Below are 26,369 nucleotides of genomic sequence, written 5' to 3' on the forward strand. Positions count from 1 at the left end.
TCTTTCAGGACGTTGATTGTTTCTGCGAAAAATATAAGGATAATATATAGCGTGAAACTTATCCTTCTTAAGCTTCAAAAAAAGAGCGTCTAACACGGGAATCCGCATGTAGACGCTCTTGGAGTCGTTTGACTTTACCTCCAAACGACTTACTTCTTATTCATCTTAAACTTCAGGAAGAGCTCATTATAATGAGCAAGCATCCGTTTCCCAAGGTTATCATACACCTCAAGCCGATCCGTAATCTCGGCAGGCGGGTAGAACCGGGTATCCTCGGAGGTTTCCTTCGGCAGTAGCTCCAGCGCAGGAATGTTAGGTGTGGAATAACCTACGTATTCTGCATTCTTAGCCGCAACATCTGGGCGAAGCATAAAGTTAATGAACTTATGCGCACCATCCACATTATCCGCAGTTCGTGGAATGACCATGTTATCAAACCACTTGTTTGAGCCTTCCTCAGGCACTACATAATCCAGCTTATCATTCTCATCCATGATCTCAGAAGCATCACCGGACCACACAATCCCGACCGCTGCTTCTTCATTTGCAAGCAGCATTTTGATTTCATCTCCGACAATTGCTTTTACGTTAGGGGACAGTTTATTCAGCTTGGTCAGCGCCTCTTGAAGATGCCCTTCATCCCGGTCATTTACGGAATAGTGCAAGCTGTTCAAAGCCATCCCCATCACTTCACGCGCTCCATCGACCAAGAAAATATTGTTCTTCAGTCTGCTGTCCCAGAGAGAATCCCAGCTGGTGAAGTCCATCCCTTGGGTCATGTCCGGGTTGAAGATAATCCCGACCGTTCCCCAGAAATAAGGTACGGAATACTTGTTGCCAGGATCGAAAGAAAGGTCCATAAAACGTGAATCAATATTCTTTAGATTCGGAATCTTGTTATGATCTAGCGGTATGAGCAGATTTTCTTCTTTCATCTTAGCAATGGCGTAATCGGAAGGAATTACGACATCAAAAGTAGTTCCACCCTGCTCCACTTTCGTTAGCATGGCCTCATTAGAGTCAAATGTTTGGTAAATGACCGTTAATCCAGTCTCTTTTTCAAATTCCTTCAACAGATCAGGATCGACATAGTCGCCCCAGTTATAGATAGTCAGCGTATTTCCTCCGGAATAGCCCTCTCTCGAGTTCATCCAGGAGCCCAAGTACATTAGCGCAAATGCCGTGATCACGATCGCCAGAAAAGCATTTACCAGCTGTTTCATCTAGGCACCCCCGCTTCCGCTACCGGCTCCGCCACAGCTTCCGAGGTATTCTGACGGTTCTTCTTAAGAGTCAAGAAGTAATAACCGACAACAAGCAGTATCGTGAACAGGAAGATCAGCGTCGACAAAGCATTAATGGATAACGATACCCCTTGCCGAGCTCTGGAATAAATCTCAACAGATAGCGTCGAATAACCGTTACCCGTTACGAAAAACGTAACTGCAAAGTCATCTAGCGAATAAGTAAGCGCCATGAAGAATCCACTAAAGATCCCCGGTTTGATAATCGGCAGAATCACCTTAGTCAGAACATCCTTGCGGCTTGCCCCAAGGTCACGCGCTGCATCCGTCAATGAAGGACTCATATCCTGTAAATGCGGCAGAATCATCAACACGGCAATCGGCACACTGAACGCGACATGCGAGAGCAGGACGGACACGAAGCCAAGCTTGATGCCAGCAATGGTGAACAGGATCAGGAACGATGCACCGATAATGACATCCGGACTAACGATCAGTACGTTGTTCAGAGATAACAAGGTGTTTTTAGCACGGCGGTTCTGTACACTCTTAATGGCCAGTGCACCAATAATAGCGATAAGCGTGGCGATAGCCGAGGACAGAAGCGCGATTACAAGCGTGTTGATCATGATAATAATCAAACGTGTATCCTGAAGAACCTCACGATAATAATCCAGCGTAAAGCCCTCGAATTTATGCATCGTTCCCCCGCTGTTGAACGAATAGTACATCAAATAAAAGATTGGCGCATACAGAACAGCGAACACTAGCACTAGGTACAGATTGGAGAACCCGTTTTTATTTCTCATTCCGCACCCCTCTCCGCGATCCGCCTGTAATAATCATGAACAGCGCCATAATAGCAATCAGAAATACTGCAACCGTGGAGCCCATGCCCCAGTCCTGTGTGACCAGAAAATGCTGCTCAATCGCAGTACCGAGTGTAATGACCCTGTTGCCTGCAATCAGACGAGTAATCATAAACAGGGACAGCGCTGGTATGAATACCGCCATACATCCGGAACGTACACCCGAAATGGTCAATGGAAAAATAACGCGCCGGAACGTTGTCCAGCCCGAAGCACCCAAATCACGTGCCGCATCCAGCAAGGATAAATTGAGATCCTCCAAAGCACTGTAGATCGGCAGGATCATGAATGGGATAAAGATATACACGGATACAAATACAAAGCTAAAGCCCGTAAACAAAATTTGCTGTTCTCCGATTCCCAGCAGATCAAAGAAATTGTTAATCGGCCCGAACGTACCGAATATGCCGATAAAAGCGTAAGTTTTCAGCAGCAAATTAATCCATGTCGGTAAAATAATCAGCAGTAACCATAGCTGCTTATGCTTCGTTCTCGTCAACAGATAAGCCGCCGGATAGGCGACCAGCAAAGAGAATGCTGTAATTAGAAACGCGTACCAGAATGAGGTCAGCGACATTTTTAAATACACAGGTGTAAAAAAGTTCACGTAGTTATCTAGCGTAAGATGCCCGTCCAGATCAAATAGAGAATAATAGATGACAAGTAGCACCGGTGCGATTACAAACAAGGCGATCCACAGGTAATAAGGGATGAGATAATACGATCTGCCCTTATTCTTCATGACTCTCCACCTCGGCGTAAGCTTCCAGACGTTTGTCGAATTCTTCCTCCGTTTCACCGAAACGCATAACATGAATCGCTTCAGGGTCAAAATAAAGGCCAATTTCACTGCCTACAGTCGCCTTACGTGTAGAATGCACAAGCCATTCATGTCCGGATTCATCATAACAGCTGATTTCATAGTGCACGCCCCGGAACAACTGGGAATCTACTCGCACACGTAGTTTACCCTGCTCCAGTGTTGAAATCTCCAAATCTTCGGGACGAATAACTATTTCCACAGCTTCGTTTGGTTTAAGCCCAGCATCGAAACATTCGAAGCGCCGACCGTTAAACTCCACCAGATAGTCTTCAATCATAACCCCCGGCACAATGTTGGACTCGCCAATAAAATCAGCCACAAAACGGTTGATCGGCTCATCATAGATATCGTTAGGCGTACCGCTTTGCTCGATTTTCCCTTTGTTCATAACAAAAATCCAGTCGGACATCGCGAGTGCCTCTTCCTGGTCATGGGTAACGAAAATAAAGGTAATGCCTAGCCGTTGCTGCATTTCACGCAGTATGTACTGCATCTCTGTACGCAGCTTCAGATCGAGCGCAGATAGAGGCTCGTCCAGTAATAGAACCTGCGGCTCATTCACAATCGCGCGGGCAATGGCCACGCGCTGCCGTTGACCACCAGACATTTCGTTAATGGCACGCTGCTCGTAGCCCACAAGGTTAACGAAACTTAGTGCTTCCTGCACCTTCTTCGCGATGACGTCTTTCTTAAGCTTCTTAATGCGCAGTCCGAAAGCCACATTCTCGAATACGTTCAGGTGTGGAAATAATGCGTAATCCTGAAAGACCGTATTGACCTGCCGTTCATTGGCTGGAATGTGGTTAATCACTTTACCGTTTAAATAGATTGAACCGCTTGTTGGCTCTGCGAACCCAGCAATTAATCGTAGAATAGTCGTTTTACCACAGCCTGATGGACCAAGTAGTGTATAGAATTTGCCGCGCTCTATCTCGAAGCTAACTCCTTTCAACACCGGATCTTCGTCGTCATATTGCTTGGTAACCTCTTCAAATGAAATAATGGTGCCTTCCTGAATAGCTATAGCTAACAACCTCCCTTACCTTAAGTATTACAATACTATTTTACCCGCATCTCGCGGAGAACAATCGAATGGGCATGCTCAGCGCTAATAAGCGACAATTCCTCCTTTCATTTGACACTCCAATAGATATAGCATATTAGATTGTACCATTATATACGATAGCGTACATATTAAAGGAATGCGTAAACTTAACAACTTTGTAAAATATCCAGTCTTCCAAGGCTTTTTTTGGATGCTATAATGAAAACGTACTGAAAGACCAGACAGTTTTTTCATTTTTTTCCGAAAGAAGATGAATGATAATGAACGAGGGGTTACAAGACCGCCTTGAAAAATATGGTTTCTCACTTTACATGATACGAATTACGCTGGCTGCTTCACTTTCGTGGGTCGCCGTACACAGCATATATGGTAGCCAATATTTATATTTTGCACCCCTTGCGGCTATCCTCATCACTCAAGCCAGCGTTAAAGCATCGCTTGAAAAAGGAATCTACCGCCTGATCGGCATTATTCTTGGCGGGATCGTTAGCCTAGTTGTTGGCCAGTTTTTTGATGTAGGTGGACTTTCTATCCTGCTCATTCTACTCATCGGGATTGGTATCGCTACTGCTTGTAAGATGAACATTCAAGCTGTCTCACAGGTAGGTGTTACTTCCGTTCTAGCTCTTACTTTTTACCAGAATGACTACGTGCTTTGGAGAATAGGGGAAACATTTATTGGTGTGCTGATCGCCCTGGCCATCAATATGATTATCGTGCCGCCGAACAGGTTCGTCAAGGTAAAAGCATTGGCATTCGAAGGAAGTCTTCTGCTTGCGGATGCATTAAAAGATCTCGTAGGCGTAAGACGTGATTCTCCGAAAGATAATTTACTGGAAGAAGCAGGTAAACTCCTGTCAAAGAGCAGCCGGGAACAGAAAGAAATGTTCTATACCCTCACACATTATCAGTGCCGTGGTAAACTGAAGGGGCTCATAGAGGCTACCTCACATCTAAAAAGCATTCATTCCTATGTCAAAGAGATTGCAGACGATATTCGTCTTCTGCCGGCGCATCATGCCTCTTCAGACTGGATGAAGGATGTGCTGGAGGCAACCGCAGATTGTATTGCTCTTTATGGAACCAAAACTTTATCGGATGCCGAGTGCCAACGTTCTCTTGCGGATTGTATCCAACACGCTCGTGATCTGCAATTGGCTAGTTTCTCTGAACTGCAAGGGAATTGTTCGCTAGCAAGTATTCGTGATCTTGGCGCAGTCTTCAGTCACCTAAACCGGGTGCTGGAAGAAGTAGAACGTGCTAAATCTGCTACTTATGTCGTAGCCACTCGGCCCTCAACGGTTGAAGTCGCACGCGCTTTGCGCTTTATTAAAAAGGGACTCTCCCAGAAGCTATAAGCTTCGGGGGTGTCCCTTTTGTTCAAATATAAGAAAGTATAAGTTATACACTATACTTTATCCTTATATTTCTCGCTTAAACGCTTACCGTCTTTATAAGGACGCCGAAGCCGTTTATGCTTCCCTATTCATCAATATGCCCTCTTAGAACCCTGATTACTACTTATACTTTATATTTGAACTAAACCGACTGCTTCGCGGCACGCCCGATCCTCACATTCACCAGAACGATGCTGCTAACAATAAGCAACAGGCCAATCACAAGATTCAAGGTAATCTGCTCATTTAAAAAGACTACGCTAGTCCCTATCGAGATCAGTGGGATTAAAAAGGTGAATGATCCAACCTTCCCTGCCTCTCCCTCGTTAATCAGCTTGAAGTAAATCAGCCATCCTAGCGCGATCACAAAAATTGCGATAAACAATGTATCCATGATAAACGTTCCGCTCCAAGTGATATCCGACCACTTCTCTGTAGTAGATCCCGAAAGCAGCAAAATGATACCGCCGATCGAAATTTGCATAGCGGTCATCCATAGCATATCCACGCGCACAGCATTTCGTTTCATATATACTGTTCCTAACGCCCAGCTCAATGCACTGGCTAAAGCAAGTATAATTCCCCAGATAGAGATGCTTCCATTAAGTCCTCCAATACTGAGGGAGGCTACGCCGAGGAACCCTAGCAATAGACCCGCCATTTTGAGTCCATACATGTTCTCTCCTAACCACAGCCAAGAAAAAATGCCCAGCAATACCGGCTGCAGAAACACAATAGATGAGAACAATCCTGCGGGTACATACTGCAAGCCAATTGTCTGAAAGCCATAATAGAACACAATACTTAATATAGCCGAGGTCAGATAGATCGGCCAGAGCTGCTTGAAGCGGAGCTCCTTCACCTTAGGAAGTGCAATTAGAATCAGAATAAATCCGCCGATGACGGTTCGGATACCTGCAAATAATAAGGGCGGAGCGTAGTCTAAGGCGATTTTAGATATAGGCCAATTAATGCCCCATACAATCACCAAAAATATAAGAAGGATGATGCTTTTCTTCTGCTGATTCATGTATTCACTCCTTGGTGTAGATTCATCACAAATGATACAATAATTAAGAATATAAATGAAATGAATAATACTCATAAGGGGCATATCATATTTGTTATGAACAATACTCAAATTCGCTTGTTCGTCAAAATCGCCGAGAGCGGTAGTTTTACCAAAGCTGGTGTAGAACTGAATATGACCCAACCTGCTGTCAGTCGAGCGATCTCGTCTCTAGAAGCCGAACTGGATGTTAAGCTATTACTTCGGGATCGGCGTAACGGTCTTATGCTTACTGACATCGGCAAGCGTATCCTTGTTATTTTTCGTGAAATTCTAATGGGCTTTGATAAGGTCAATCAGGAGATTTACGCGGAGCGGGGACTTGAGAAAGGAAGCATTCGGATTGGCGCTTTTCCCGTGGCTTCTGCCTATTTTTTACCGAAGATTATTAGCTCTATCACTGCACGATATCCGAATATCACGATCAGCCTGCAAGAAGGCTCTATCGCCGAAGTCAGAGAATGGCTGGAATCCAAAGAAATTGATGTTGGCTTGTTGCTTGCTCCCTGCGAATCGTTCGAAACTATCCCATTATATAGAGAAAAGTTGTATGCCGTAATCAGAGATGACCATCTCTTACATAAACGATCTGTCATAGGTGTGAGAGAATTAGCGGGAGAGCCCATGCTGATCTGCAAAGCAGGCTATGAACCGCCGGTGGTGGATTTATTCCGCAGAAGTAGCAGCCATTTGAATGTAAAATACGTGGTGAATAACTACGCAACGGCTCTTAATATGGTTCAAGAGGGGCTGGCTGTTGGTGTCATGTCTGAGTTGTCCTTGTTATCTTTACCTCCAAATGTAGTTACCCGCGAACTACAGCCCGACGCCTTCAGAGATATACATATCGCGGTTAGTTCGCTTACCGATACTTCCATTGCTGTGAAGATGTTCGTCGAGACAGCTCTGGATCTTTTTGCTCAAGAGTAGATCATTTTATTATGAGGAGTGCTGAGTATGAACTTTACAAGACTTGGGAATAGCGGCTTACAAGTATCCACATTGGGACTAGGAACGAACGCTTTTGGCAAAAGGGCAGATCAAGAGACCTCCATTCAGATTGTACATGCTGCGCTGAATCATGGAATTAACTTTATTGATACCGCTAATATTTACGCTGGAACAGAATCCGAGCGAATCATCGGCCTGGCCTTGGAGGGTAGAAGACATGAGGCTGTTCTCGCCACTAAAGCAGGCTTAGTTAAGCATGACGGACCTAACGGAAGCGGCTCCTCAAGGCGCCATTTGATGCAGGAATTAGAAGATAGTCTTCGCCGTCTACAAACGGACTATGTCGATCTATACCAGATTCACACCTTTGATCCCTATACGCCACTTGAAGAGACGTTACGGACCTTGGACGATATGGTATCTTCGGGAAAAGTGCGCTATATCGGGGCTTCCAACTATACAGCATGGCAATTGATGAAGGCGATTGGAATCAGTGAGGCTCGGAGCTTTGCCAAGTATATTTCGATTCAGTGCAGCTATTCCTTAGCGGATCGGACGCCGGAGAATGAGCTTCTCTCCCTTTGTCTTGATCAAGGTGTAGGAATTATTCCTTATTTTCCACTGGCGGGCGGAATTCTCACAGGCAAATATACTTCAAGCGGCTCCACACCTTCAGGGTCCAGAGCAGATACCGATCCTAATTTCAAAAGATTCCTTGATCATGACCGAATCGAACTGGGGCAGAAAGTTGGGCAAATTGCTGAAGAACTGGGAACCTCTTCTACTGCGCTTTCCTTAGCTTGGCTCATGAATCGTCCTGCCGTCTCGACAGTTATTGTTGGGGCTACACGCGTGGAACAGCTGGAACAGAATCTGCAAAGCACGTCCATTCCGCTTAATGAAGAAACGGTTTGCAAGCTAGATGAGGCAAGTGCTTCCTTTCGCTTTGGCGAGCCCTTTGCCTTTTACCGGCTCCCATAAATCGGGCCTATTACAAAGAAGGAGGGGAGTATTATGACTCCACAGACAACGGCTAGCATCCAAGTGATGCTTGAAGAGCATAAGGACTTTTTTAATCGTGGCGTAACGAAAGAGGTTGCTTTTCGACTGAGTCAGCTGCAAAAACTTAAAGACAGTATTAAACGATACGAGAGTCGGATCATGGCTGCCTTACATCAAGATTTAGGAAAAAGTGAGTTCGAGGCTTATGCCACAGAAATCGGCTTCACCTTGGACAGCCTCGGTTACATGATGAAGCATCTCAAACGTTGGTCGAAACCCGTAAAGGTTAGATCACCACTCCATTTATTTCCTGCAAAGAGTTATATCTTAAGTGAACCTTACGGTACTGCACTCATTATTGGCCCATTTAATTATCCGTTTCAGTTGCTGATTGAGCCGCTGATCGGTGCCATTGCCGCCGGCAACTGCGCTGTCCTCAAGCCATCGGAGAGCACACCTGCTATAACGGCTGTGATAGAGCAGCTTATTCAGGAAACCTTCGAACCACAGTATATCCGCGTAGTTCAGGGGGAGAAAGAGACAACGAATTTACTGATCCATGCCAGGTTTGATTATATTTTCTTCACGGGTAGTGTTCCGGTCGGAAAGATCGTTATGGAAGCCGCTGCGAAAAATCTAGTACCTGTAACTTTGGAGCTCGGCGGGAAAAGTCCGGTCATTGTCGACAAATCAGCCAATCTGGATATTGCAGCGAAGCGAATCGTATGGGGCAAATTATTAAATGCCGGTCAAACCTGTATTGCGCCCGATTATTTGCTTGTACAAAAGGACATTGCTAATGAATTGATCACCAAAATCAAACATCAAATCACTGAATTCTACGGTCAAAATGCACAGCCGAATACTGACTATGGCCGGATCGTGAATGAGCGCCAGCTGCAAAGACTTTCCGACCTCATTGAGCGGGATCGGGAAAAGGTGGTACTGGGCGGAACCGTCATTTCAGAAGAACGTTATATTGAACCTACACTAATCTATCCTGCGGTTTGGACTGATGCTTCTATGGAGGATGAGATCTTCGGTCCGATCCTACCCATATTGGAGTACCATCAATTGGATGATGCGATCCGGAGTATTAACGAGCATCCAAAACCGCTTGCGCTTTATCTGTTCACAGAGGATAAACATGTTGAACAAGAGGTACTTTCCCGAGTCTCATTTGGTGGTGGCTGCATCAATGATACGATCTCTCATGTGGCGAACACTAACCTGCCATTTGGTGGAGTCGGCAATTCTGGAATTGGCAGTTATCACGGTAAACACAGCTTTGAAGTCTTTTCCCATCGCAAAAGCATCGTCAAGAGAGGTACACGAATCGACCTCGGGATTGTATACCCACCCTATGGGAATAAGGTCAAGCTGGTGCGGAAAGTATTGAAATAGACAAAACAGCAAGCCTCCCATGATCGGGAGGCTTGCTGTTTATCAGACTTTTCAGGAGCAAGACTTTTCACTACTGAAACAACTGTACCAAATTCTCTACCTGTAACTCCGAGGTAGAAGGAACCCATAGTTCAGCACTATCTCTCATAGACATATCTCCAACTCCAACAGACCTCAGACCAGCGGCTTTAACGGCAGCTATCCCCTCCTCTGTATCCTCGACACCTACGCAGCAGTCAGGTGAGATGCCCAGCATCTCAGTAACCTGCAAATAAATTTCCGGATCTGGTTTGCCCCTACGAATGTTTTTGGGATCAGCAATAGCCTGAAACAAACGCCCAATCTTCAAGTGTTCAAGAATCAACATCGCATTCTCATTGGTTGAAGCCAGCCCAACGGGGATTCGCTTTTCTTTCAAACTGGTCAGCAGACTATGGATACCCGGGAGCAAATCATCCGGTGTCATTTGTTGAATTAGCTGTTTATACTTTTCGTTCTTTTTGTTGCAGAGCATTCCCTTTACCGGTTGGGGTAAATTCAGGCCGCTTCCCTCCAGTAGAATTTCTAAACATTCCATTCGGCTATGGCCCTTCAGACGTACATGCTTCTCTCTATCAAAAGAAATCGCCAGCTCATCGGCTAAGGCTTTCCAGGCCAGATAATGATGCTCTCCAGAATCGGTAATAACCCCGTCCAGTTCGAAAATAACAGCCTCAAGCTGCTTTGTAATTGAAAGGGACAACGGCTTCTTTGCAGTCAGCTGCACCAGATTTCCCTTATGCAGAATCTCAATCACATCACCTACTAATAGGGTATAGACGACTACCTTATCATCCACATAAATATCCAATAGCTGTCCACCGCTTGTTACTTTAAACCGATAGCTGTCCCATTGTGCCGGCAAGACAGGATTAAAGGATAGCATACCGCCACATAAGCGCATCCCACCAAAACCATTTACAATCGACAGCCAAGAACCCGCCATAGCAGCAGTGTGTAGCCCGTCCTTCACATTGCGGTTAATATCATCCAAGTCCATCCGTACCGTACGATCAAAATAGGAATAGGCCCCTGCTAAATCACCAATCTCAGCAGAAATAATACTGTGAATGCACGGAGACAAAGAAGAATCATGTGTCGTCAGCGGCTCATAGTAATTGTAATTGCGGATCTTGTCCGCCAAGCTAAACTGATCACCCAGCAGGAACATGGCCATCACCAAATCTGCCTGTTTGAGCACCTGATGACGGTAAATTACCAGCGGATGGTAATGGAGCAGTAGCGGATATTTATCCTCTGGCGTATGTTCGAAATCCCACTTCTTCTTAGTCAGAAAAGTATCATCCTGAGCATAGATGCCCAGCCCCTCATCAAAAGGGATATACATCTTCTCCGCTGCAAGTAGCCAATCACCTGGCTCTTTCTCAGTCAGACCAATCTTGCGCTTCAGACGTTCAAAATGCTCCGGATACTGCTTGCCTAGCAGTTTGGCTGTCTCATATGCATAATAGAGTTGATCTCGTACCATTAGATTAGTGTACGCATTATTGTTAACGATAGCTGTATACTCATCGGGACCCGTTACCGCATCAATACAGAACGCACCCTCCCTAGCCGGATTAAAATGACCCAGATCTACCCAAAAACGGGAGGTCTCGAATATAATCTCGGCTCCCTTCAGAACTAAAAACTCATCATCTCCAGTAGCCCGCACATACTGTTTAATGGCATAGGCAATATCCGCGTTAATATGCATTTGTGCTGTTCCTGCCGGAAAATAAGAAGAGTTCTCAGCGCCATCTATGGTACGCCAAGGATATAATGCTCCCCTCTGAGACATCACCGCTGCTCGCTCCCGCGCCTTATCTAACGTGGCATAACGAAATTCGAGTAGCTTCCGGCTAATCTCCGGCTGTGTGAATGTAAAGAAGGGGATCATGTACATCTCGGTATCCCAAAAATAGTGACCTTCGTATCCTTCTCCCGTCAGGCCCTTGGCCCCGATGTTCGTAACCCCGTCACGTCCTACGGATTGCAGCAATTGAAACGCATTAAAGCGGATACCCTGTTGAAGCGCAAGATCCCCCTGAATCTCCACATCAGTATGTGCCCAGAAATGATCCAAAAAAGCCCGTTGTTCTTGAACCAGAGCTTTAAACCCACCATTCTCCGCCAAGCTCAGCACTCCCAAGCACTTGCTTAACAGCTCATCTTCTATGTAATCCTTAGAGGTATGATATGAAATGTACTTGGTCAAGGAGATCCTTTCCCCCATCACCACCGGAACAATCCATTGCATGGATAATCGCTGACCTTCTAGCTGCACGGCCCTTTCATATCCAGAGCTACAATTCAGACTATGGCTCACCCCTGTTAGTAGCGCAAACCGGGTATGCCGAGTCCTATGCTTCATCCACAAAAAGTTCTGTTCGAGCTCATGACCGGTATCCACCAGCAGCAAACTAGGTTCTTTACTCCCCGAGCCCAGCCGGGGGTCATCCGTAACCCCCGGCCTTTGAATCTCACCATCGATCGATGAAGTGAGCATTAGGGGCCCTTCAAAATTCAAGGCCGTGACCTCGTAATCGATGGCGGCTAAATGTTTATGCTGCAAAGCCACCATCCGCCGAATGTTCAGCTCTACCCTGTGTCCGGCAGGAGATTCCCATTCTAACTGTCGATGTAGGATTCCATTTCGCATATCCAGCTGCCGTTCATACCGATGCACTTTTCCACTGTTTAACTGAAAGGCATGCCCCTCAATGCTCAGCTCAATAATCTTGGCGTCCGGCACGTTAAGCATAGCTTGATTGCGGGAAGGATAACCATAAGCTCCCTCTGGGTATACAATAGGCTCGGAATCAAAAAATCCATTCAAATAGTTCCCTGTTACAGATGAGCCCGAGTGGCCATGGTAGCCTTCCTCGAAATTACCGCGCATGCCAATATATCCATTACCAAGAGCAAATACACTTTCGCTTCTTTGATTGTTCTCTTCATTATAATTTTCTTCATCTAGGCTCCACTCCCGGTAAGGATATACTGCAGCTGGATGTACGTATGGTTTCATCTTCATCTCTCTAAGTCCCCCCCTGACACAGTTTTGTTCAGTTATAAGAAAGTATAAATTTGACGCTATACTTTAGCCTTGTAATTCCCGCGAAGGTGTTTTGCTTACGTTTCCACAATGTTCAAATCAGCCTTTTATCGATCCACCCATAAGTCCTCTGACGAAATACTTTTGCAGCAGGAAAAAAATAGCGAGCGGCATCAGCATGGAGATAAATGCAGCCGAGGTGAGTAAATGCCAGTCGTTGCCCCGTGAGCCTACTAAGTCGGCAATTTTCATCGACATGACCTGAACAGAAGGTTGATTGCCGATAAAAATCAGCGAGACTAAATAATCATTCCACACCCATAAGAATTGAAAGATTCCGATAGAAGCCAGTGCAGGCACAGATAACGGTAGTATCAATCTACTGAAAATAGTGAAATGGCTCGCCCCATCCATAAAAGCCGACTCAAACAAGTCCTTAGGTAGCTGACTGATAAAGTTATACATAAAGTACGTAACTAGCGGTAGCCCAAAAGCTGTATGCGCCAGCCAAATGCCCAAATAGCTTCCGTTCAGTCCAAGCGCGGTATAATCTTTAAGCACTGGAATAAGTGCCACTTGGATTGGAATAACGAGCATAGCGATAATGATGACAAAGAGTGTTCGCCGTCCAGGAAAACGCAGCCAAGCAAATGCATAAGCAGCAAAAGAAGCAATCAACACCGGAATAACCGTCGCCGGAACAGCAATCGTCAGTGTATTCCAGAAGGCTTGCGACAATCCGGTACCTTTTTGCACCGTTTCACTGCCATCAGCTTGCTTGAGCTTATATTCCTTACCCGAGAGCACATTATTATAGTTATCCAATGTGAGATCCGGTGTCATTTTCCAGCCTTGTTCCTGTTGATTTATGGTACGTGCTCTACGGTTCTCCCACATCAAACGACTGCCATCGGCCTTCACGCCTGCCTTCAGTTGATCATCGGTATAGGTTTTGCCGTTTACCTCAATCGGCTCCCGCAGATCCACATCCTTCGATAACTGAAGGGTCTCTCCAGCCTTCCACTCCTGATGGGGAAAAGCTTTCCACCATCCAGTCTGCAAAATATCGGCAGCCGGACGAAAGGAGGAAATAAACAGCCCCAGCGTCGGAAGTAGCCAAATGAAGCAAATCACACCCAGCACGATATTTACAATCGTCTTGCTGCCTTTTCTCTTCTTTTTCCCGGCCATTAGAATCCCCCTTGCTTACGGAACTGACGTAGATTGATTATGATCACTGGCAACACCGCGATCAGCAGAACAATAGCCAGCGTGGAGCCGTAACCGAAGTTTCGGTACATAAAGAATTGCCGGTAAAACTGCGTAGCCACTACCTCTGTATCGTATTGACCTCCTGTCATCACCATGACGACGTCAAATATTTTCAACGTAAAGACGATAATGGTCGTTGTCACAGTCAGAATAGTTGCTGAAATATAAGGGATCATGATTCCAAAGAAGATCTTCACCTCATTAGCACCATCCACCCGTGCAGCTTCCAGAATGTCGTCAGGAACTCCCTTGATAGCTGCAGAGAATATTACCATCGCAAACCCAGTCTGCATCCAGATCAGAATAATAATGAGGAAAAAGTTATTCCACGGCTGAAGCATACTCGTCCATGCCTGTGGTTCTCCCCCAAAATAAGTAACGATGGCGTTCAATAGTCCAATTTGTTCATCACCGGGTTGATAGTAATATACAAACTTCCAGATGACCCCTGCTGCGACAAAAGAAATAGCCATCGGCATAAAAATGATCGATTTGGCGATTTTCTCGTAGCTGCTTCGATCTGCAAGAATTGCAATTAGGAGTCCAAAAGCTACACATGCCAGTGTACCTATGAACACCCAAAGTAAATTGTTACGCAGTGCCGTCGCCATCAGATGGTCGCTAAAGATCGCAGCATAGTTGCTCAGGCCTACAAATTTCTCTGAAGAAGCATTAAAAAAGCTCAAATAGAGTGTTCGCAGTGCAGGCAGCACCAATAGCCACCCCAATAAAATCACTGCCGGACCTATAAAAATATAGGGCAACACCTTTCGGCGTATATGATCAGGATATTGTTCAACTGCCCAGGTAAGTGTGTAGTAGATCAGATAGACGCCCAGAACTCCCCAAAGAACGGCTAGAACTGCTGTTAGTAGTGGGTTTAACGTCGAATCCCGAAAGAATAAAAAGATCAAGCCATTCACAACAACGTTAGCAATCAATACTAGAAGAGACAGTAATACCGCCCTAAGCCTGACAGCTTGCTTAGCTTGTGATTGCGGCTCCCTCTGTGGCTGTGGTTGTGTTTGTGTTTGTGCACCCATATTAGCTCCAGCTCCTCCTATACTCGCGCTTTGGAAAACAAAAAGAGGGGCAGAGTACTCTCAATTCCCGCTGCCCCTCTTTTAACTGTGTGCTTTCAATATTAGGTTAGTTGTTCCAGCCAGACTGGATTTGTTCCAACGCTTGATCCAGCGTCGCTGTACCACTTACATAGTCGGTCATGCCTTTCCAGAAGGTACCTGCACCTACTTTACCCGGCATCAAGTCAGAGCCATCAAAGCGCAGTGTGGAAGCATCCTGAACCAGCTTCGCCATCCGGCGGTCGGATTCTGAGGTATACCAATCGAGGGAAGCATCGTTCATTGGCGCAATTACGCCGCCCGACTGTACCCAGCTCTTAATGGACTCACCTGTAGTGAAGAATTCCATAACCGCACGTACTTCAGGACGATCGTTGAACATAGCGTAAATATCGCCAGCAACTAGCACCGGTTTGCCATATTGAGGATCAATAGGCGGCAAGTAGAACCAATCGTAATCTACATCAACCTTTGCCGTTTCAGGGAAAAAGCTTGTAATAAAGTTACCGAGCATATTAAACCAAGCTTTAGGCGGATTATTGAACATTGGTGCCGGTGCATCCCCGAACGATGTCGTCACAATGGATTTAGCACCACCATAGACATAATCCTTGTTGAGCCAGATTTTAGACATTACTTCTACTGCATTCTTCACTTCTGGAGAAGTGAATGGCAGCTCACCTTTTACCCATTTATCGTAATTCTCAGGTGTAGTTGTGCGCAGCATTATATTTTCTACCCAGTCTGTTGCTGGCCAGCCTGTTGCAGCACCACTCTCGATTCCAATTGCCCAAGCAGGATCGCCGTCTTTAGCAATTTGTTCCGTCAGAGCCATCATCTCATCCCAAGTCTCAGGAACCTTGTAGCCCGCTTCATCAAATTGTTTCTTCGGATACCAGACTAAGCTCTTTACGTTACTGCGGTTCCAAATCCCCGCCATGATCTTGCCGTCTTTCCCGTCCATGTTAGACATATCGAGCCAGCTCTTGTTGTAATTAGCCGTCAATTTAGCTTGATCCAGCACGTTGGTCAAATCGATAACCTTACCAGTCTTAGCAATCGAGGCTAACAGACCCGGCTGTGGAAAGTCCGCGATATCCGGCGCATTTCCACCGTCTACACGAATGTTTATCGTAGCTTCGAACTCTTTGGAGCCCTCGTATTGAATATCAATTCCGGTCTTCTCTTCAAACTCTTTGATACTATTCTCAAATTTCACTTGGTCAGCATCCACGAAGGGGCCGAACATCGTTACTTTAGTTCCTTTATAGTCGCCTTTCATGGCTAGCTCTAGTGGAGACCCCGTAGGCTCGGTGCTTGGAGCAGCCGTTGCTTTCTCGGTGTTATCTGCTGTTGGGCTGGTAGTCGCCGCAGGCGGATCTGTAGGCGCTGCATTGTTGTTATTGCCCCCGCCGCATGCGCTCAGCATCATAGTGAAGGATAAACACAGTACTAAAGCCAATGACTTCTTACGTCCTGAGGTCTTCTTCATCTTTGTACATCCCCTTTAATGGATTTAGAGATTGCTTCTGACTCAATCATCCGGTACCCTGGCATGTAAAAGCAGCTTGTAGCAGATCACCTCCTTGCAAAGCTTTTCAGAATCTAAGGATCTATACTAAATAAGAATCGAATCACAAGTTCCAATTAATTGTAGCGCTTACATTTGTTATAGTATCACATAAAGTAAGCGTTTCCAATCCATATCTGAAATGTTTTGGTAAAAATTATTTTTATTGTCCAAGCAGATATTCAATTATTAATTAAAATTAGTCCGAAATTCTGAAAAGCTTTTCAGAGGGTGGTACAAAAGTGAACTACCCTTATTTCTCCCGTGTAGATTCTCGCACAATCAGCTTATGCTCCATCTTCTCATTCAATACCTGCACTTCTCCTGTTGTAAGTAATTCATGCAGCTTCTCGGCAGCACGATACCCTAACTCGTAAATCGGTTGGGCAATTGTAGTTAACTTCGGAATGAACATCCCTGACATTCTTAAATTATCAAACCCAATCACAGATACCTGACCTGGAACAAGAATGTTACGATCCTTCAGATAAGAAATCGTCCCCATCGCGAATTCATCAGCAACACAGAACACAGCAGTTATCTCGGGGTAATCCGTAAATAATTCATGCGCAGCTTGGTAAGCATGTTCAAACCGGTGGCTGGCATATTTGCTCTTCACGATATTTTGCTGTAGCCCTGACTCTGTTAGCGCCCTTACAAACCCTTCATAGCGTGGTGGGCCTGATACAGAATTATCATGGTTAAAGCCAATCATACCAATATCTTTATGACCTAAATCAATCAGGAACTTCACCGCATCATAAGCAGCTGCTTCATCATCCACCTCCACATTTGGAATGTCGAACTCATCAGAATGCGAGGACACTAGCACAAACGGAATTCTACAACCGATCAATTTGTCATGATATTCAGGATAAAGGACATCACTGGCAAATACGATTCCATCTACCTGTTTCTCATGGAAGTTATCAATATAGGACAGTAGCCGTTCTTTATCGCGGTCTGTATTGCAGATCATTAGACTGTACCCAAGCTTGATGCATGCATCCTGCATTCCCCGAATCACCCCAGCGAAGTATAGGTTCTCAATATCGGGAATAAGCAGACCCAGTGTAAAAGACTTCTTGTAAATCAGACCACGTGCAAATGAATTAGGTTGATACCGTAATCGTTCTACAGCCTCCATCACTCGATTCCGTTTGCTCTCCACTACCGAATTCGGTGCATTCATAACACGTGATACCGTGCTAATTGACACCTCGGCCATTCTGGCAACATCTCTTATGGTTGGCTTCATTATGATAACTTCCTTTTTTAGGGGACTTTTCGAAGTGATTATAGCAAGCCCGTTTGGAAATAACAACAGAATTTTTGAAGCGCTTACATTATTTTTATTAATTAATCTTGTCCTTCTCTTTCCTCATTCTGTGAACATACAACTTACTTAAAGTGTGTATATAGTTTTATTTCATGATATACTAGCCGAGTAGCGATATTCATAGCTGCAAATACTGCTCTAGGAGCATAGAGCATTTATTATAGGAGGGATAACATTGAAACAACCTCGGGACATTCGATTCTCCGTGCTGGACTTAGCTTCTATTGTGGAAGGAGGGACAGCAGCAGACTCTTTCCATAACTCTCTAGATTTAGCCCGACATGCTGAGAAGTGGGGCTATCATCGGTATTGGTTTGCTGAGCATCATAATATGATCGGAGTGGCCAGCTCTGCTACCTCACTCTTGATCGGACATATCGCGGGTGGCACTCAAAGCATACGTGTTGGCTCTGGTGGTATTATGTTATCCAACCATGCGCCACTAGTCATTGCCGAACAATTCGGCACACTCGAATCTCTATATCCGGGACGGATCGATCTTGGACTGGGCAGAGCACCCGGATCTGATCAACCAGCTTCCCGTGCGCTGCGTCGTGGCCTCGGAAGCGATGGCAGTGAATTCCCTGAGCAGCTAAGTGAGTTAAGAGCTTACTTCGACCCTGCAGGCGCAGGATCCCGTCCAGCTGGCGTGCGTGCGGTTCCTGGAGAAGGCCTAAATGTTCCAATCTGGCTCTTAGGCTCCAGTGGCTTTAGTGCTGAGCTAGCAGCCAAGCTAGGTTTGCCTTTTGCCTTTGCCAGCCATTTTGCACCTGAGTATTTACTTCAGGCCCTGCACATATACCACAGTAATTTCCGTCCATCAGAAGCACTAGACAAGCCTTATGTTATGATCGGACTAGGGGTTACAGCGGCCGACACCGTAGATGAGGCAAGAAAGCTGGCTACCTCGCAGCAGCAGCAGTTCCTCAATATCATCCGTGGGCGTACCGGAAAGCTACAACCTCCCGTTGAAAGTATGGATGGGTTATGGTCGATACAAGAAAAGGCAATCATGCTCGATAAGCAGCGTTATTCTTTCTCTGGCGATAAAGCGGCGATTAAAGAAAGACTTCAAGCCATTCTGAAAGAGACCCAAGCAGATGAACTGATTATCTCTGCAGGAATTTATGATCATGAGGCTCGTCTTCGTTCTTATGAAATTGTAGCAGAGGCTATGAAAGAACTGTAAGATTGCAAACTTAACAAGGCAGGACATTTTATCTGACTATCGGGAATTCTTCCGTTTCAGATTAACGTCCTGCCTTTTTTTGTTTTATTTCCAAAGCCGTTCTTAATAAAACACTATTAAGATATGAACAAACATAAAAATAAAGAGATATAGAGAGAAATCAACAGATAAATAGATAATATACTTATTATTTAACCAAATATGACCTAATTGGTTGTAATACATCGTTTTTCTTTAGATATCATTTTGATTATACTTTATGTATTCGCTATAACGAACGAATTATGTTTTAGCTATCCCCCTCTTCCTTCGTTCTTTCGGAAAGATTCCGTATGCAATTGCAAGAGTGGTACCTTTCGAAACTACTTATTTCGACATTGTAGGATGGAATAATCGTTTAAAACGAAGGATTTTGCCGGAAGCCCGCAGATTTTGTTTTTCAACAGCTACAGTGGGCTCAGGAGAAAGGAGCAACGAAAATGAAGAAAAAATACCACTCGGTCTTCATAGCTGCTTACGTTCTGATTATTCTGGTAGGAGTAATATGGCAGGCTGGAGGGGTAAGCGCTCAGGATACCATTAAACTTACTGTGAATTCTCACACTACGAGCACAGCAACCATGAACAATATGAAGCCCGGTGACGAAATGAGCTCAGAGTACACGATTATTAACGACGGCACAGAAGGCTTTGATTATTTTGTGGACTTTAAATTCATCTCTGGGGACGTAGAGTTGTACAATATTCTCCAAATGACTCTCGAAAAAGAGGGAGTAATCATCTATTCGGGAGTGATGAGTGAAGCTGCTGGCAGAGTGACCATCGGTTCACTTGCTGGAGGGGAAAAGAGTGCAATTCAAATGGCTGTAACTTTCCCTTGGGAAGCCGGCAACGAATATCAAGGGAAGGCCACGACCGTAGCTTTTGAATTCTCCGCTTCCGGAGAACCAGGCCCATCTGCGGAGCCTACTTCAACACCAACGGCGACAGCTACAACTGAACCGACTACAACACCTACTGAAACACCTACTGAAACACCTACAGCAACCACAACACCAACAGCTACACCAGAAGCTTCACCGACACCAACAGTTGCACCAACCACAACACCTACAGATTCACCAACAACTACAACTTCACCAACTACGACACCTACAGATTCACCAACGACTACAGCTTCACCTACAGCTGTCGTAACACCAGGTCAATCAGTGCCACCAACAACAGTTACACCAACACCATCGCCTACACCTACACCGCCTGCAGATGAAATTAGCGTTACTGAAGAACCGATCCCAATGGGCGGAATCAGTAATAAGCCAACATCGTCACCAGGTGCTGGTAATCAAACTACCAATGTAACGCCTCAGCCAAGTGATGAAATAGCCTTACCTGACGGCGACATTCCTTTGGGCGCACCAGAGGCAGGTGACAAGCTCCCAAATACCGCGGAGCCTTGGTATAACTTAATTCTTGCCAGCTTAGCTATCGCAGTGCTCAGTGTGATTGTTATGCGCAGATTGAAATCGAAGAAATAATAACATTTAGTAACATAAGTCTGGAGGAGAGAGTATGAAGAAGCGTAATGGTGTCTTACTAGCCGTGAAGCTAATCTTTATACTCTCTTTAGTTGTGCTGATTTATTCGATCGTTCAAGTCGTCAAAGCACCGATTGAGGCCAAACAGGCCCTAAATGATTGGGCAAAAAAGAGGGAGGAAGCTATCGCCCGCCCCCTTCCAAACGAAGAGAACCCTCTTCCTAAAGGAATGGTCAGTTCTCCAAAAGAACAACCCATTTCTCCTCCGTCCTATACAGAGGGAGAGGTGATTGGGGAGATCCGCTTCCCTACCTTAAATAAGAAGGTGGCTGTTCTGGAGGGTACGGATAGCCCTGAGTTAAAAAAAGGGGCCGGACACTATATAGGTAGCGCAGCTATCGGTGCCGCCGGCAATAGTGTGCTTGCTGGACACCGCGATACCGTATTCCGCAATCTAGGAGAACTCGTCGCAGGGGATCTGATCGAACTGGAAAGCACGGACGGTACGTTCATCTATGAGGTGACAGGCAGTAAGATTGTAGACGGAAATGAACGCGGAGCTATAAAATCAAGCGATAAGGCCATTCTTACTTTGATCACCTGTTATCCTTTTTCATACGTTGGATCAGCACCCGACCGGTATTTACTTTCAGCGAAGCTAGTGAAGCAAGAGACATTGCCTCAATAATGCTAATCTCAACTCTTAATCTTCTTTCTCAGGGATGAGACCGGATATGGAAAGTGATACTATATAGATACAACAGTAATGAGGAGATGACCCATAGTGAAAAAAGAGGTTATAGAACGGTTTATTTCGTATGTTCAAATGGATACCCAATCAAACGAGGATAATGAGACTTGTCCATCCACTCCGGGGCAGATGGTGCTTGCTCACAAGCTGGTTGAAGAGCTCAAGGAAATCGGCATGGAGGATGTCCAGGTGGACGAGCATGGCTATGTTATGGCGACACTCCCTGCGAATACGGACAAGGATGTTCCGACCATTGGTTTTTTAGCCCATTTGGATACGGCGACTGATTTTACTGGAACGAATGTGAAGCCACAGATTATCGAGAACTACGATGGCCAAGATATTCTTTTGAACAAAGAGTTGAATGTTGTATTGTCCACAGTGAGCTTCCCAGAGCTGGCAGAATATAAAGGCCACACATTAATAACAACCGATGGTACCACTCTGCTTGGCGCAGACAACAAGGCTGGTATTGCTGAGATTATGACAGCGATGAATTACCTCCTTCAGCACCCTGAAATCAAGCATGGCAAGATTAGAGTCGCCTTCACACCGGACGAAGAAATCGGCCGCGGCCCTCATAAATTTGACGTTGCTGCTTTTAATGCTTCTTATGCTTACACTGTGGACGGAGGCCCTCTCGGTGAACTAGAGTATGAAAGCTTTAATGCCGCATCTGCAAAAATCTCTGTATACGGCGTCAACGTACATCCTGGTACCGCGAAGGGAAAAATGATTCATTCCGCAAAAATCGCCATGGCTCTACACCTCAGACTCCCTTCTGAGGAAGCCCCAGAATTCACGGACGGTTATGAAGGCTTTTACCATCTTAGCTCCATTGAAGGTACCCCCGAGTTCAGCAAGCTCCAATATATTATCCGTGACTTCGACCGCGAGAAATTCGAGGCACGTAAAGCCTATCTCTCGGCCATCGTAGATGAATTCAAGAGCATTCACGGTGAAGAGAACATCGTACTCGAAATGAAAGACCAATATTACAACATGCGTGAAAAAATCGAACCCGTGCGTCATATCGTCGATATTGCCCATGAGGCGATGGAGAATCTGGACATCACACCGGTCATCCGTCCGATTCGCGGGGGGACAGACGGCTCACAGCTTTCCTACATGGGCTTGCCTACACCTAATATTTTCACCGGGGGCGAGAATTTCCATGGTAAATTCGAATACGCCTCTGCTGACAACATGGTAAAAGCGGTAAACGTCATCGTAGAGATCACCAAACTATTCGAACAAAAAGCTTAATTGGTTATCCGAGTTACTCCATAATTGACACAATAAAATCCCTGTAGAAGGTCTATTCAGACCTCTCAGGGATTTTTAATGATCAGAGACTATTTGATTAGCATCTTTCGTCTGGCGGTGTGTCTTTCCAGATCACATTTTCTCCGTAATTTTTGCCCCAATCATACATCAGTCGAAGGACGGGAAGCAGACTCTGACCATATGAAGTCAGGGAATACTCTACTTTTGGCGGAACCTCGGCATACACTTTCCGAAGAACCAACTGATCTTCTTCAAGCTCGCGAAGTTGATTGGTTAACATTTTTTGCGTAATATGAGGAATTAGCTTCTTCAGCTCACTGAACCGTTTGGTCCCTTCAAGCCCTAGATGCCACAGGATAATCAGCTTCCATTTGCCTCCAATTACCGCAAGCGTTAATTCCTTCTCGCAATTAATTTCCTTCAAGTTGATGCGATCCTTAATCTCGGTTGCCATACCTAAAGCGCCTCCTCTCTTCTGTTATCATACTAACACAAAAACGAATATCCTCCTTATAGGAAGGCATTCGTTTCTGTAAGCTCACTCTAAATTAGCATGCTTGCCAAACATCTGCTTAGTCGTCTGCCCCGTCTTCTCCATCATCCGCAGAATCACCGCATCGTAAAAGACTAACATCGTCTGTTCAAATAAAGAAGCCATTGGCTGAATTGTGCTGTAGCTTCCACTAGCCTGATCTTTTGGAGATCCTGGCAGCTTCACTACATAGCTCGCTAAACGTCCGACGGTTGAATCAGGCGCAATTGTAACAGCAATAACCTCTGCACCCACTCCTTTGGCCTTCTCAGCCATAGAGATCAGCCCCTTCGTCTCTCCTGAACCGGAACCGAGCACAAGCACATCACCAGGCTCAATACCCGGGGTTACCGTTTCTCCTACGACGTACACTTCTTTACCGACATGCATGAGTCGCATTGCAAAAGCTCGTCCCATCAATCCTGATCTACCAGCCCCGGCCACAAATACCTTATTCGACTGAAGAAGAAGCTCAGCCATTCGTTCAGCCTCTTGATGATCAAGCTGAGAAACGGAGCGCTGAAGCTCCTCTATAATTCGCTGCGCATATTTCATTGTGTCCATTGCAATCTTAAGCCTGGCTTACTAAACGCTTCATTTCTGCTGCAGCGGCTTTTTGATCAGCTTCACCTGTGATGCCTCCGCCAACGATAACAAGATCAGGATTCGCGGCGATGACCTCTGGAAGCGTGCTAAGTTTGATCCCTCCGGCGATAGCGGTTTTAGCCTGTTTAACCACACTCTTAATTGCATTCAAATCCGCAAAAGAATTTTTACCTTCCGCTTGATGATCATACCCAGAGTGTACGCAGACATAGTCTACGCCAAGCGCGTCTACTTCAGCAGCTCTTGTCTTGATATCCTTCACATTGATCAGGTCAACCAGAATCTCTTTATTGGTTTTCTTAGCTTCTTCCACTGCACCTCTAATGGTAGCATCATCAGAGACACCAAGTACCGTAACAATATCCGCGCCTGCTTCAACAGCCTTCATAACTTCATATCCACCTGCATCCATGATTTTTAGATCAGCCAACACGGTCAAAGAAGGAAAAGCTTCCTTAATAGCTTTCACTGCGTGCAAGCCTTCATTTATAACGATAGGTGTTCCAATTTCAACGATATCTATATATTCGGCAACCTCTGATACAATCTCTTTCGCTCCCGTAATGTCCACTAGATCCAGCGCTAATTGTAATTTCATATTTATTCGCACTCCTTGTTAATATATTTTAGTAAGTCATGTACAAATTCTAGATCCTTACATCCCTTAAGGGAAGTAGGCACTTTATTGTGATGTAGTTACCTGGAGGATACTAATGCGCTGCTACAGGCTTTATCTTTGTAGCAATTAAGAAACGCTTTGTCATATTTTTGTAAAAGTACTGCATTTTCATGAAAGCTATGCTAATATTACAGTTTGTTTATGGAATATCAGGAAATTTATCATGATGTAAGAAGGTGTACAATGAAGCAAAATAACCACCAAGAATTTAACCTCGTAAAACTGACTTGGCCGATATTCCTGGAACTGTTCCTTTTTATGCTCATGGGCAGTGTGGATACTTTTATGATTAGCTCTGTGTCGGACGATGCTGTATCGGGTGTCGGTGCAGCGAATCAGATCATTGCGATTGCCATTTTAGTTCTAAGTGTAATTGGCAACGGCGCGGCAATCGTGGTCTCCCAATACCTCGGTTCCAAAAAACCTCTAGAAGCGGCTCAAGTTACCGGAAATGCCATTACCCTCAACCTGTTAGTAGGAATTCTCTTAAGTACGTTTTTGCTGATATTCGGAGGGACGCTACTAACTGCCTTAAATGTTAAAGGGGATATTCTCGTTTATGCCAAATCGTATATACATATCGTCGGGGGCGGAATTTTTCTTCAAGCATTAATCAATGCTCTGGCGACCACAATCCGTACACACGGCTTCACTAAACAAACGATGGTCGTATCCTTACTGATGAATATCATCCATGTGGTGGGTAACTACCTGCTCATCTATGGTCATTTTGGTCTTCCAGCGTTAGGTGTCGAAGGAGCGGCTATCTCAACGGTGGCCAGTCGCTTTATCTGTCTAATCGTCTTCTTCCTGCTACTCTACAGAGTGATGGAGATACGAGTGAAGTTCACCTACTACATTCATCTTTCCAAAAAATACGTGCTGCAAATTCTCCAAATCGGCATCCCGTCCGCTTTTGAATCGATTACCTATCAGTCCTGTCAGCTTGTATTCACACTGTATATTACCTATTTGGGTGCTGAAGCTATGGCTACTCGCCAATACGCGCTCAATATTTCCAACTATATTTATTTATTCAGCGTAGCTGTTTCTATGGGAACCTCCATTGTCGTAGGGCATCTGGTGGGAGCTAGGCGTCCCGATGAGGCCTATAAGCGTGTGTTCTCCAGTGTGAAGTGGGCGTTGCTGGTTACAGTAATAATAGACGCTCTGGTGATTATTTTCCGAGTACCGCTATTTGGCCTCTTCACTGAAAATGAGAACATTATCACGATGGGGGCTCAGGTTATACTGCTTAGCTTCTTCCTAGAAACTGGACGTACAACTAATTTGGTCATTATCAACTCACTACGGGCCTCTGGCGATGCGAAGTTCCCTGTATATATGGGACTGATCTCCATGGTCTGCATGAGCTTGCCCCTTGGCTATTTTCTGGTGTTCCAGCTTAATCTAGGGTTAGCCGGTGTGTGGATTGCCACTGCGGCCGATGAGTGGCTAAGAGCTGTCATTATGTATTTCCGTTGGAAGAGTCGGGCTTGGGAGAAACACGGACTTATTCAGCACGATGATGCAGAACACAGCACACCTTCCACTACCCCTGCAGCTGTAAATTAACGCATACCCTTAGCGGTTCTTTAAGGT

General features: G+C 45.3%; 22 protein-coding genes. 9 read left to right on the forward strand and 13 right to left on the reverse strand.

Annotation, left to right across the window (positions count from 1 at the left end; genetic code table 11):
- Positions 1 to 149: 149 nt before the first annotated feature.
- The 4 genes from R50345_RS28630 to R50345_RS28645 are packed head-to-tail and all read right to left on the reverse strand — an operon-like array spanning position 150 to position 3,954.
- Entirely contained in the window at positions 150 to 1,223 is a 1,074-nt protein-coding gene (locus R50345_RS28630) for an ABC transporter substrate-binding protein (protein ID WP_042131490.1), read from the reverse strand.
- Positions 1,220 to 2,053, reverse strand: a complete 834-nt coding sequence (locus tag R50345_RS28635) for an ABC transporter permease (RefSeq protein ID WP_042131492.1) — start codon at positions 2,051 to 2,053, stop codon at positions 1,220 to 1,222. The genes R50345_RS28630 and R50345_RS28635 overlap by 4 nt, the downstream gene beginning before the upstream one ends.
- On the reverse strand, positions 2,043 to 2,855 hold the full coding sequence (locus R50345_RS28640; RefSeq protein ID WP_042131493.1) for an ABC transporter permease: 813 nt from the start codon (positions 2,853 to 2,855) through the stop codon (positions 2,043 to 2,045). Before R50345_RS28640 ends, R50345_RS28635 begins: the two co-directional genes overlap by 11 nt.
- The gene (locus R50345_RS28645) at positions 2,845 to 3,954 is read right to left on the reverse strand and encodes an ABC transporter ATP-binding protein (protein WP_042132553.1); all 1,110 of its coding nucleotides are present in this window, start codon (positions 3,952 to 3,954) and stop codon (positions 2,845 to 2,847) included. Before R50345_RS28645 ends, R50345_RS28640 begins: the two co-directional genes overlap by 11 nt.
- 308 nt (positions 3,955 to 4,262) lie before the next feature.
- On the opposite strand from R50345_RS28645, the gene R50345_RS28650 reads away from it, so the two are divergent.
- Positions 4,263 to 5,360: an FUSC family protein gene (locus tag R50345_RS28650; protein ID WP_042131494.1), complete on the forward strand. Its 1,098-nt coding sequence runs from the start codon at positions 4,263 to 4,265 to the stop codon at positions 5,358 to 5,360.
- Between the two features lie 181 nt (positions 5,361 to 5,541).
- On the opposite strand, the gene R50345_RS28655 is transcribed toward R50345_RS28650, so the two are convergent.
- Positions 5,542 to 6,429, reverse strand: coding sequence for a DMT family transporter (locus tag R50345_RS28655; RefSeq protein ID WP_042131495.1), 888 nt, complete (start codon positions 6,427 to 6,429; stop codon positions 5,542 to 5,544).
- Between the two features lie 96 nt (positions 6,430 to 6,525).
- Between R50345_RS28655 and R50345_RS28660 the strand changes: the two genes are divergently transcribed.
- From R50345_RS28660 to R50345_RS28670, 3 genes are read left to right on the forward strand one after another with little or no spacing between them, the layout of a single operon-like run.
- Positions 6,526 to 7,398, forward strand: coding sequence for a LysR family transcriptional regulator (locus R50345_RS28660; protein ID WP_042131496.1), 873 nt, complete (start codon positions 6,526 to 6,528; stop codon positions 7,396 to 7,398).
- A gap of 27 nt (positions 7,399 to 7,425) precedes the next feature.
- Positions 7,426 to 8,400, forward strand: coding sequence for an aldo/keto reductase (locus tag R50345_RS28665; RefSeq protein ID WP_042131497.1), 975 nt, complete (start codon positions 7,426 to 7,428; stop codon positions 8,398 to 8,400).
- A gap of 33 nt (positions 8,401 to 8,433) precedes the next feature.
- The gene (locus R50345_RS28670; RefSeq protein ID WP_042131498.1) at positions 8,434 to 9,825 is read left to right on the forward strand and encodes an aldehyde dehydrogenase; all 1,392 of its coding nucleotides are present in this window, start codon (positions 8,434 to 8,436) and stop codon (positions 9,823 to 9,825) included.
- 70 nt (positions 9,826 to 9,895) lie between these two features.
- On the opposite strand, the gene pgmB is transcribed toward R50345_RS28670, so the two are convergent.
- The 5 genes from pgmB to R50345_RS28695 form a co-directional block, all read right to left on the reverse strand.
- Positions 9,896 to 12,901: a beta-phosphoglucomutase gene (gene pgmB, locus R50345_RS28675; RefSeq protein WP_081954216.1), complete on the reverse strand. Its 3,006-nt coding sequence runs from the start codon at positions 12,899 to 12,901 to the stop codon at positions 9,896 to 9,898.
- A gap of 120 nt (positions 12,902 to 13,021) precedes the next feature.
- Positions 13,022 to 14,113 (reverse strand): carbohydrate ABC transporter permease, encoded by a 1,092-nt coding sequence (locus tag R50345_RS28680; protein WP_042131499.1) that lies wholly within the window; start codon positions 14,111 to 14,113, stop codon positions 13,022 to 13,024.
- Positions 14,113 to 15,237 (reverse strand): carbohydrate ABC transporter permease, encoded by a 1,125-nt coding sequence (locus R50345_RS28685; RefSeq protein WP_042131500.1) that lies wholly within the window; start codon positions 15,235 to 15,237, stop codon positions 14,113 to 14,115. The genes R50345_RS28680 and R50345_RS28685 overlap by 1 nt, the downstream gene beginning before the upstream one ends.
- A gap of 106 nt (positions 15,238 to 15,343) precedes the next feature.
- A complete protein-coding gene (locus tag R50345_RS28690) occupies positions 15,344 to 16,768 on the reverse strand; it encodes an ABC transporter substrate-binding protein (protein ID WP_042131501.1) in 1,425 nt (474 codons plus the stop codon).
- 331 nt (positions 16,769 to 17,099) lie between these two features.
- Positions 17,100 to 18,104, reverse strand: coding sequence for a LacI family DNA-binding transcriptional regulator (locus R50345_RS28695; protein ID WP_042131502.1), 1,005 nt, complete (start codon positions 18,102 to 18,104; stop codon positions 17,100 to 17,102).
- A gap of 256 nt (positions 18,105 to 18,360) precedes the next feature.
- Here R50345_RS28695 and R50345_RS28700 point away from each other — a divergent pair, with 256 nt between their 5' ends.
- The 4 genes from R50345_RS28700 (at position 18,361) to pepT (ending at position 22,929) form a co-directional block, all read left to right on the forward strand.
- On the forward strand, positions 18,361 to 19,374 hold the full coding sequence (locus R50345_RS28700) for an LLM class flavin-dependent oxidoreductase (protein ID WP_170880330.1): 1,014 nt from the start codon (positions 18,361 to 18,363) through the stop codon (positions 19,372 to 19,374).
- Between the two features lie 479 nt (positions 19,375 to 19,853).
- A complete protein-coding gene (locus tag R50345_RS31520) occupies positions 19,854 to 20,912 on the forward strand; it encodes a hypothetical protein (RefSeq protein ID WP_042131504.1) in 1,059 nt (352 codons plus the stop codon).
- Positions 20,913 to 20,946: 34 nt separating this feature from the next.
- Entirely contained in the window at positions 20,947 to 21,600 is a 654-nt protein-coding gene (locus R50345_RS28710; protein WP_052414768.1) for a sortase, read from the forward strand.
- 96 nt (positions 21,601 to 21,696) lie between these two features.
- A complete protein-coding gene (pepT, locus tag R50345_RS28715; RefSeq protein ID WP_042131505.1) occupies positions 21,697 to 22,929 on the forward strand; it encodes a peptidase T in 1,233 nt (410 codons plus the stop codon).
- Positions 22,930 to 23,026: 97 nt separating this feature from the next.
- On the opposite strand, the gene R50345_RS28720 is transcribed toward pepT, so the two are convergent.
- From R50345_RS28720 to hxlA, 3 genes are all read right to left on the reverse strand, one after another.
- Positions 23,027 to 23,404 carry a winged helix-turn-helix transcriptional regulator gene (locus R50345_RS28720; protein WP_042131506.1) on the reverse strand — a complete coding sequence of 126 codons (378 nt, stop codon included), beginning with the start codon at positions 23,402 to 23,404 and terminating at the stop codon, positions 23,027 to 23,029.
- Positions 23,405 to 23,488: 84 nt separating this feature from the next.
- Positions 23,489 to 24,046 carry a 6-phospho-3-hexuloisomerase gene (gene hxlB / locus R50345_RS28725; protein WP_042131507.1) on the reverse strand — a complete coding sequence of 186 codons (558 nt, stop codon included), beginning with the start codon at positions 24,044 to 24,046 and terminating at the stop codon, positions 23,489 to 23,491.
- 7 nt (positions 24,047 to 24,053) lie between these two features.
- On the reverse strand, positions 24,054 to 24,686 hold the full coding sequence (gene hxlA, locus R50345_RS28730; protein ID WP_042131508.1) for a 3-hexulose-6-phosphate synthase: 633 nt from the start codon (positions 24,684 to 24,686) through the stop codon (positions 24,054 to 24,056).
- A 264-nt stretch (positions 24,687 to 24,950) separates the two neighbouring features.
- Here hxlA and R50345_RS28735 point away from each other — a divergent pair, with 264 nt between their 5' ends.
- The gene (locus R50345_RS28735; RefSeq protein WP_042131510.1) at positions 24,951 to 26,342 is read left to right on the forward strand and encodes an MATE family efflux transporter; all 1,392 of its coding nucleotides are present in this window, start codon (positions 24,951 to 24,953) and stop codon (positions 26,340 to 26,342) included.
- Positions 26,343 to 26,369 lie beyond the last annotated feature (27 nt).

Source organism: Paenibacillus sp. FSL R5-0345 (assembly GCF_000758585.1).
Lineage (GTDB): Bacteria > Bacillota > Bacilli > Paenibacillales > Paenibacillaceae > Paenibacillus_AQ.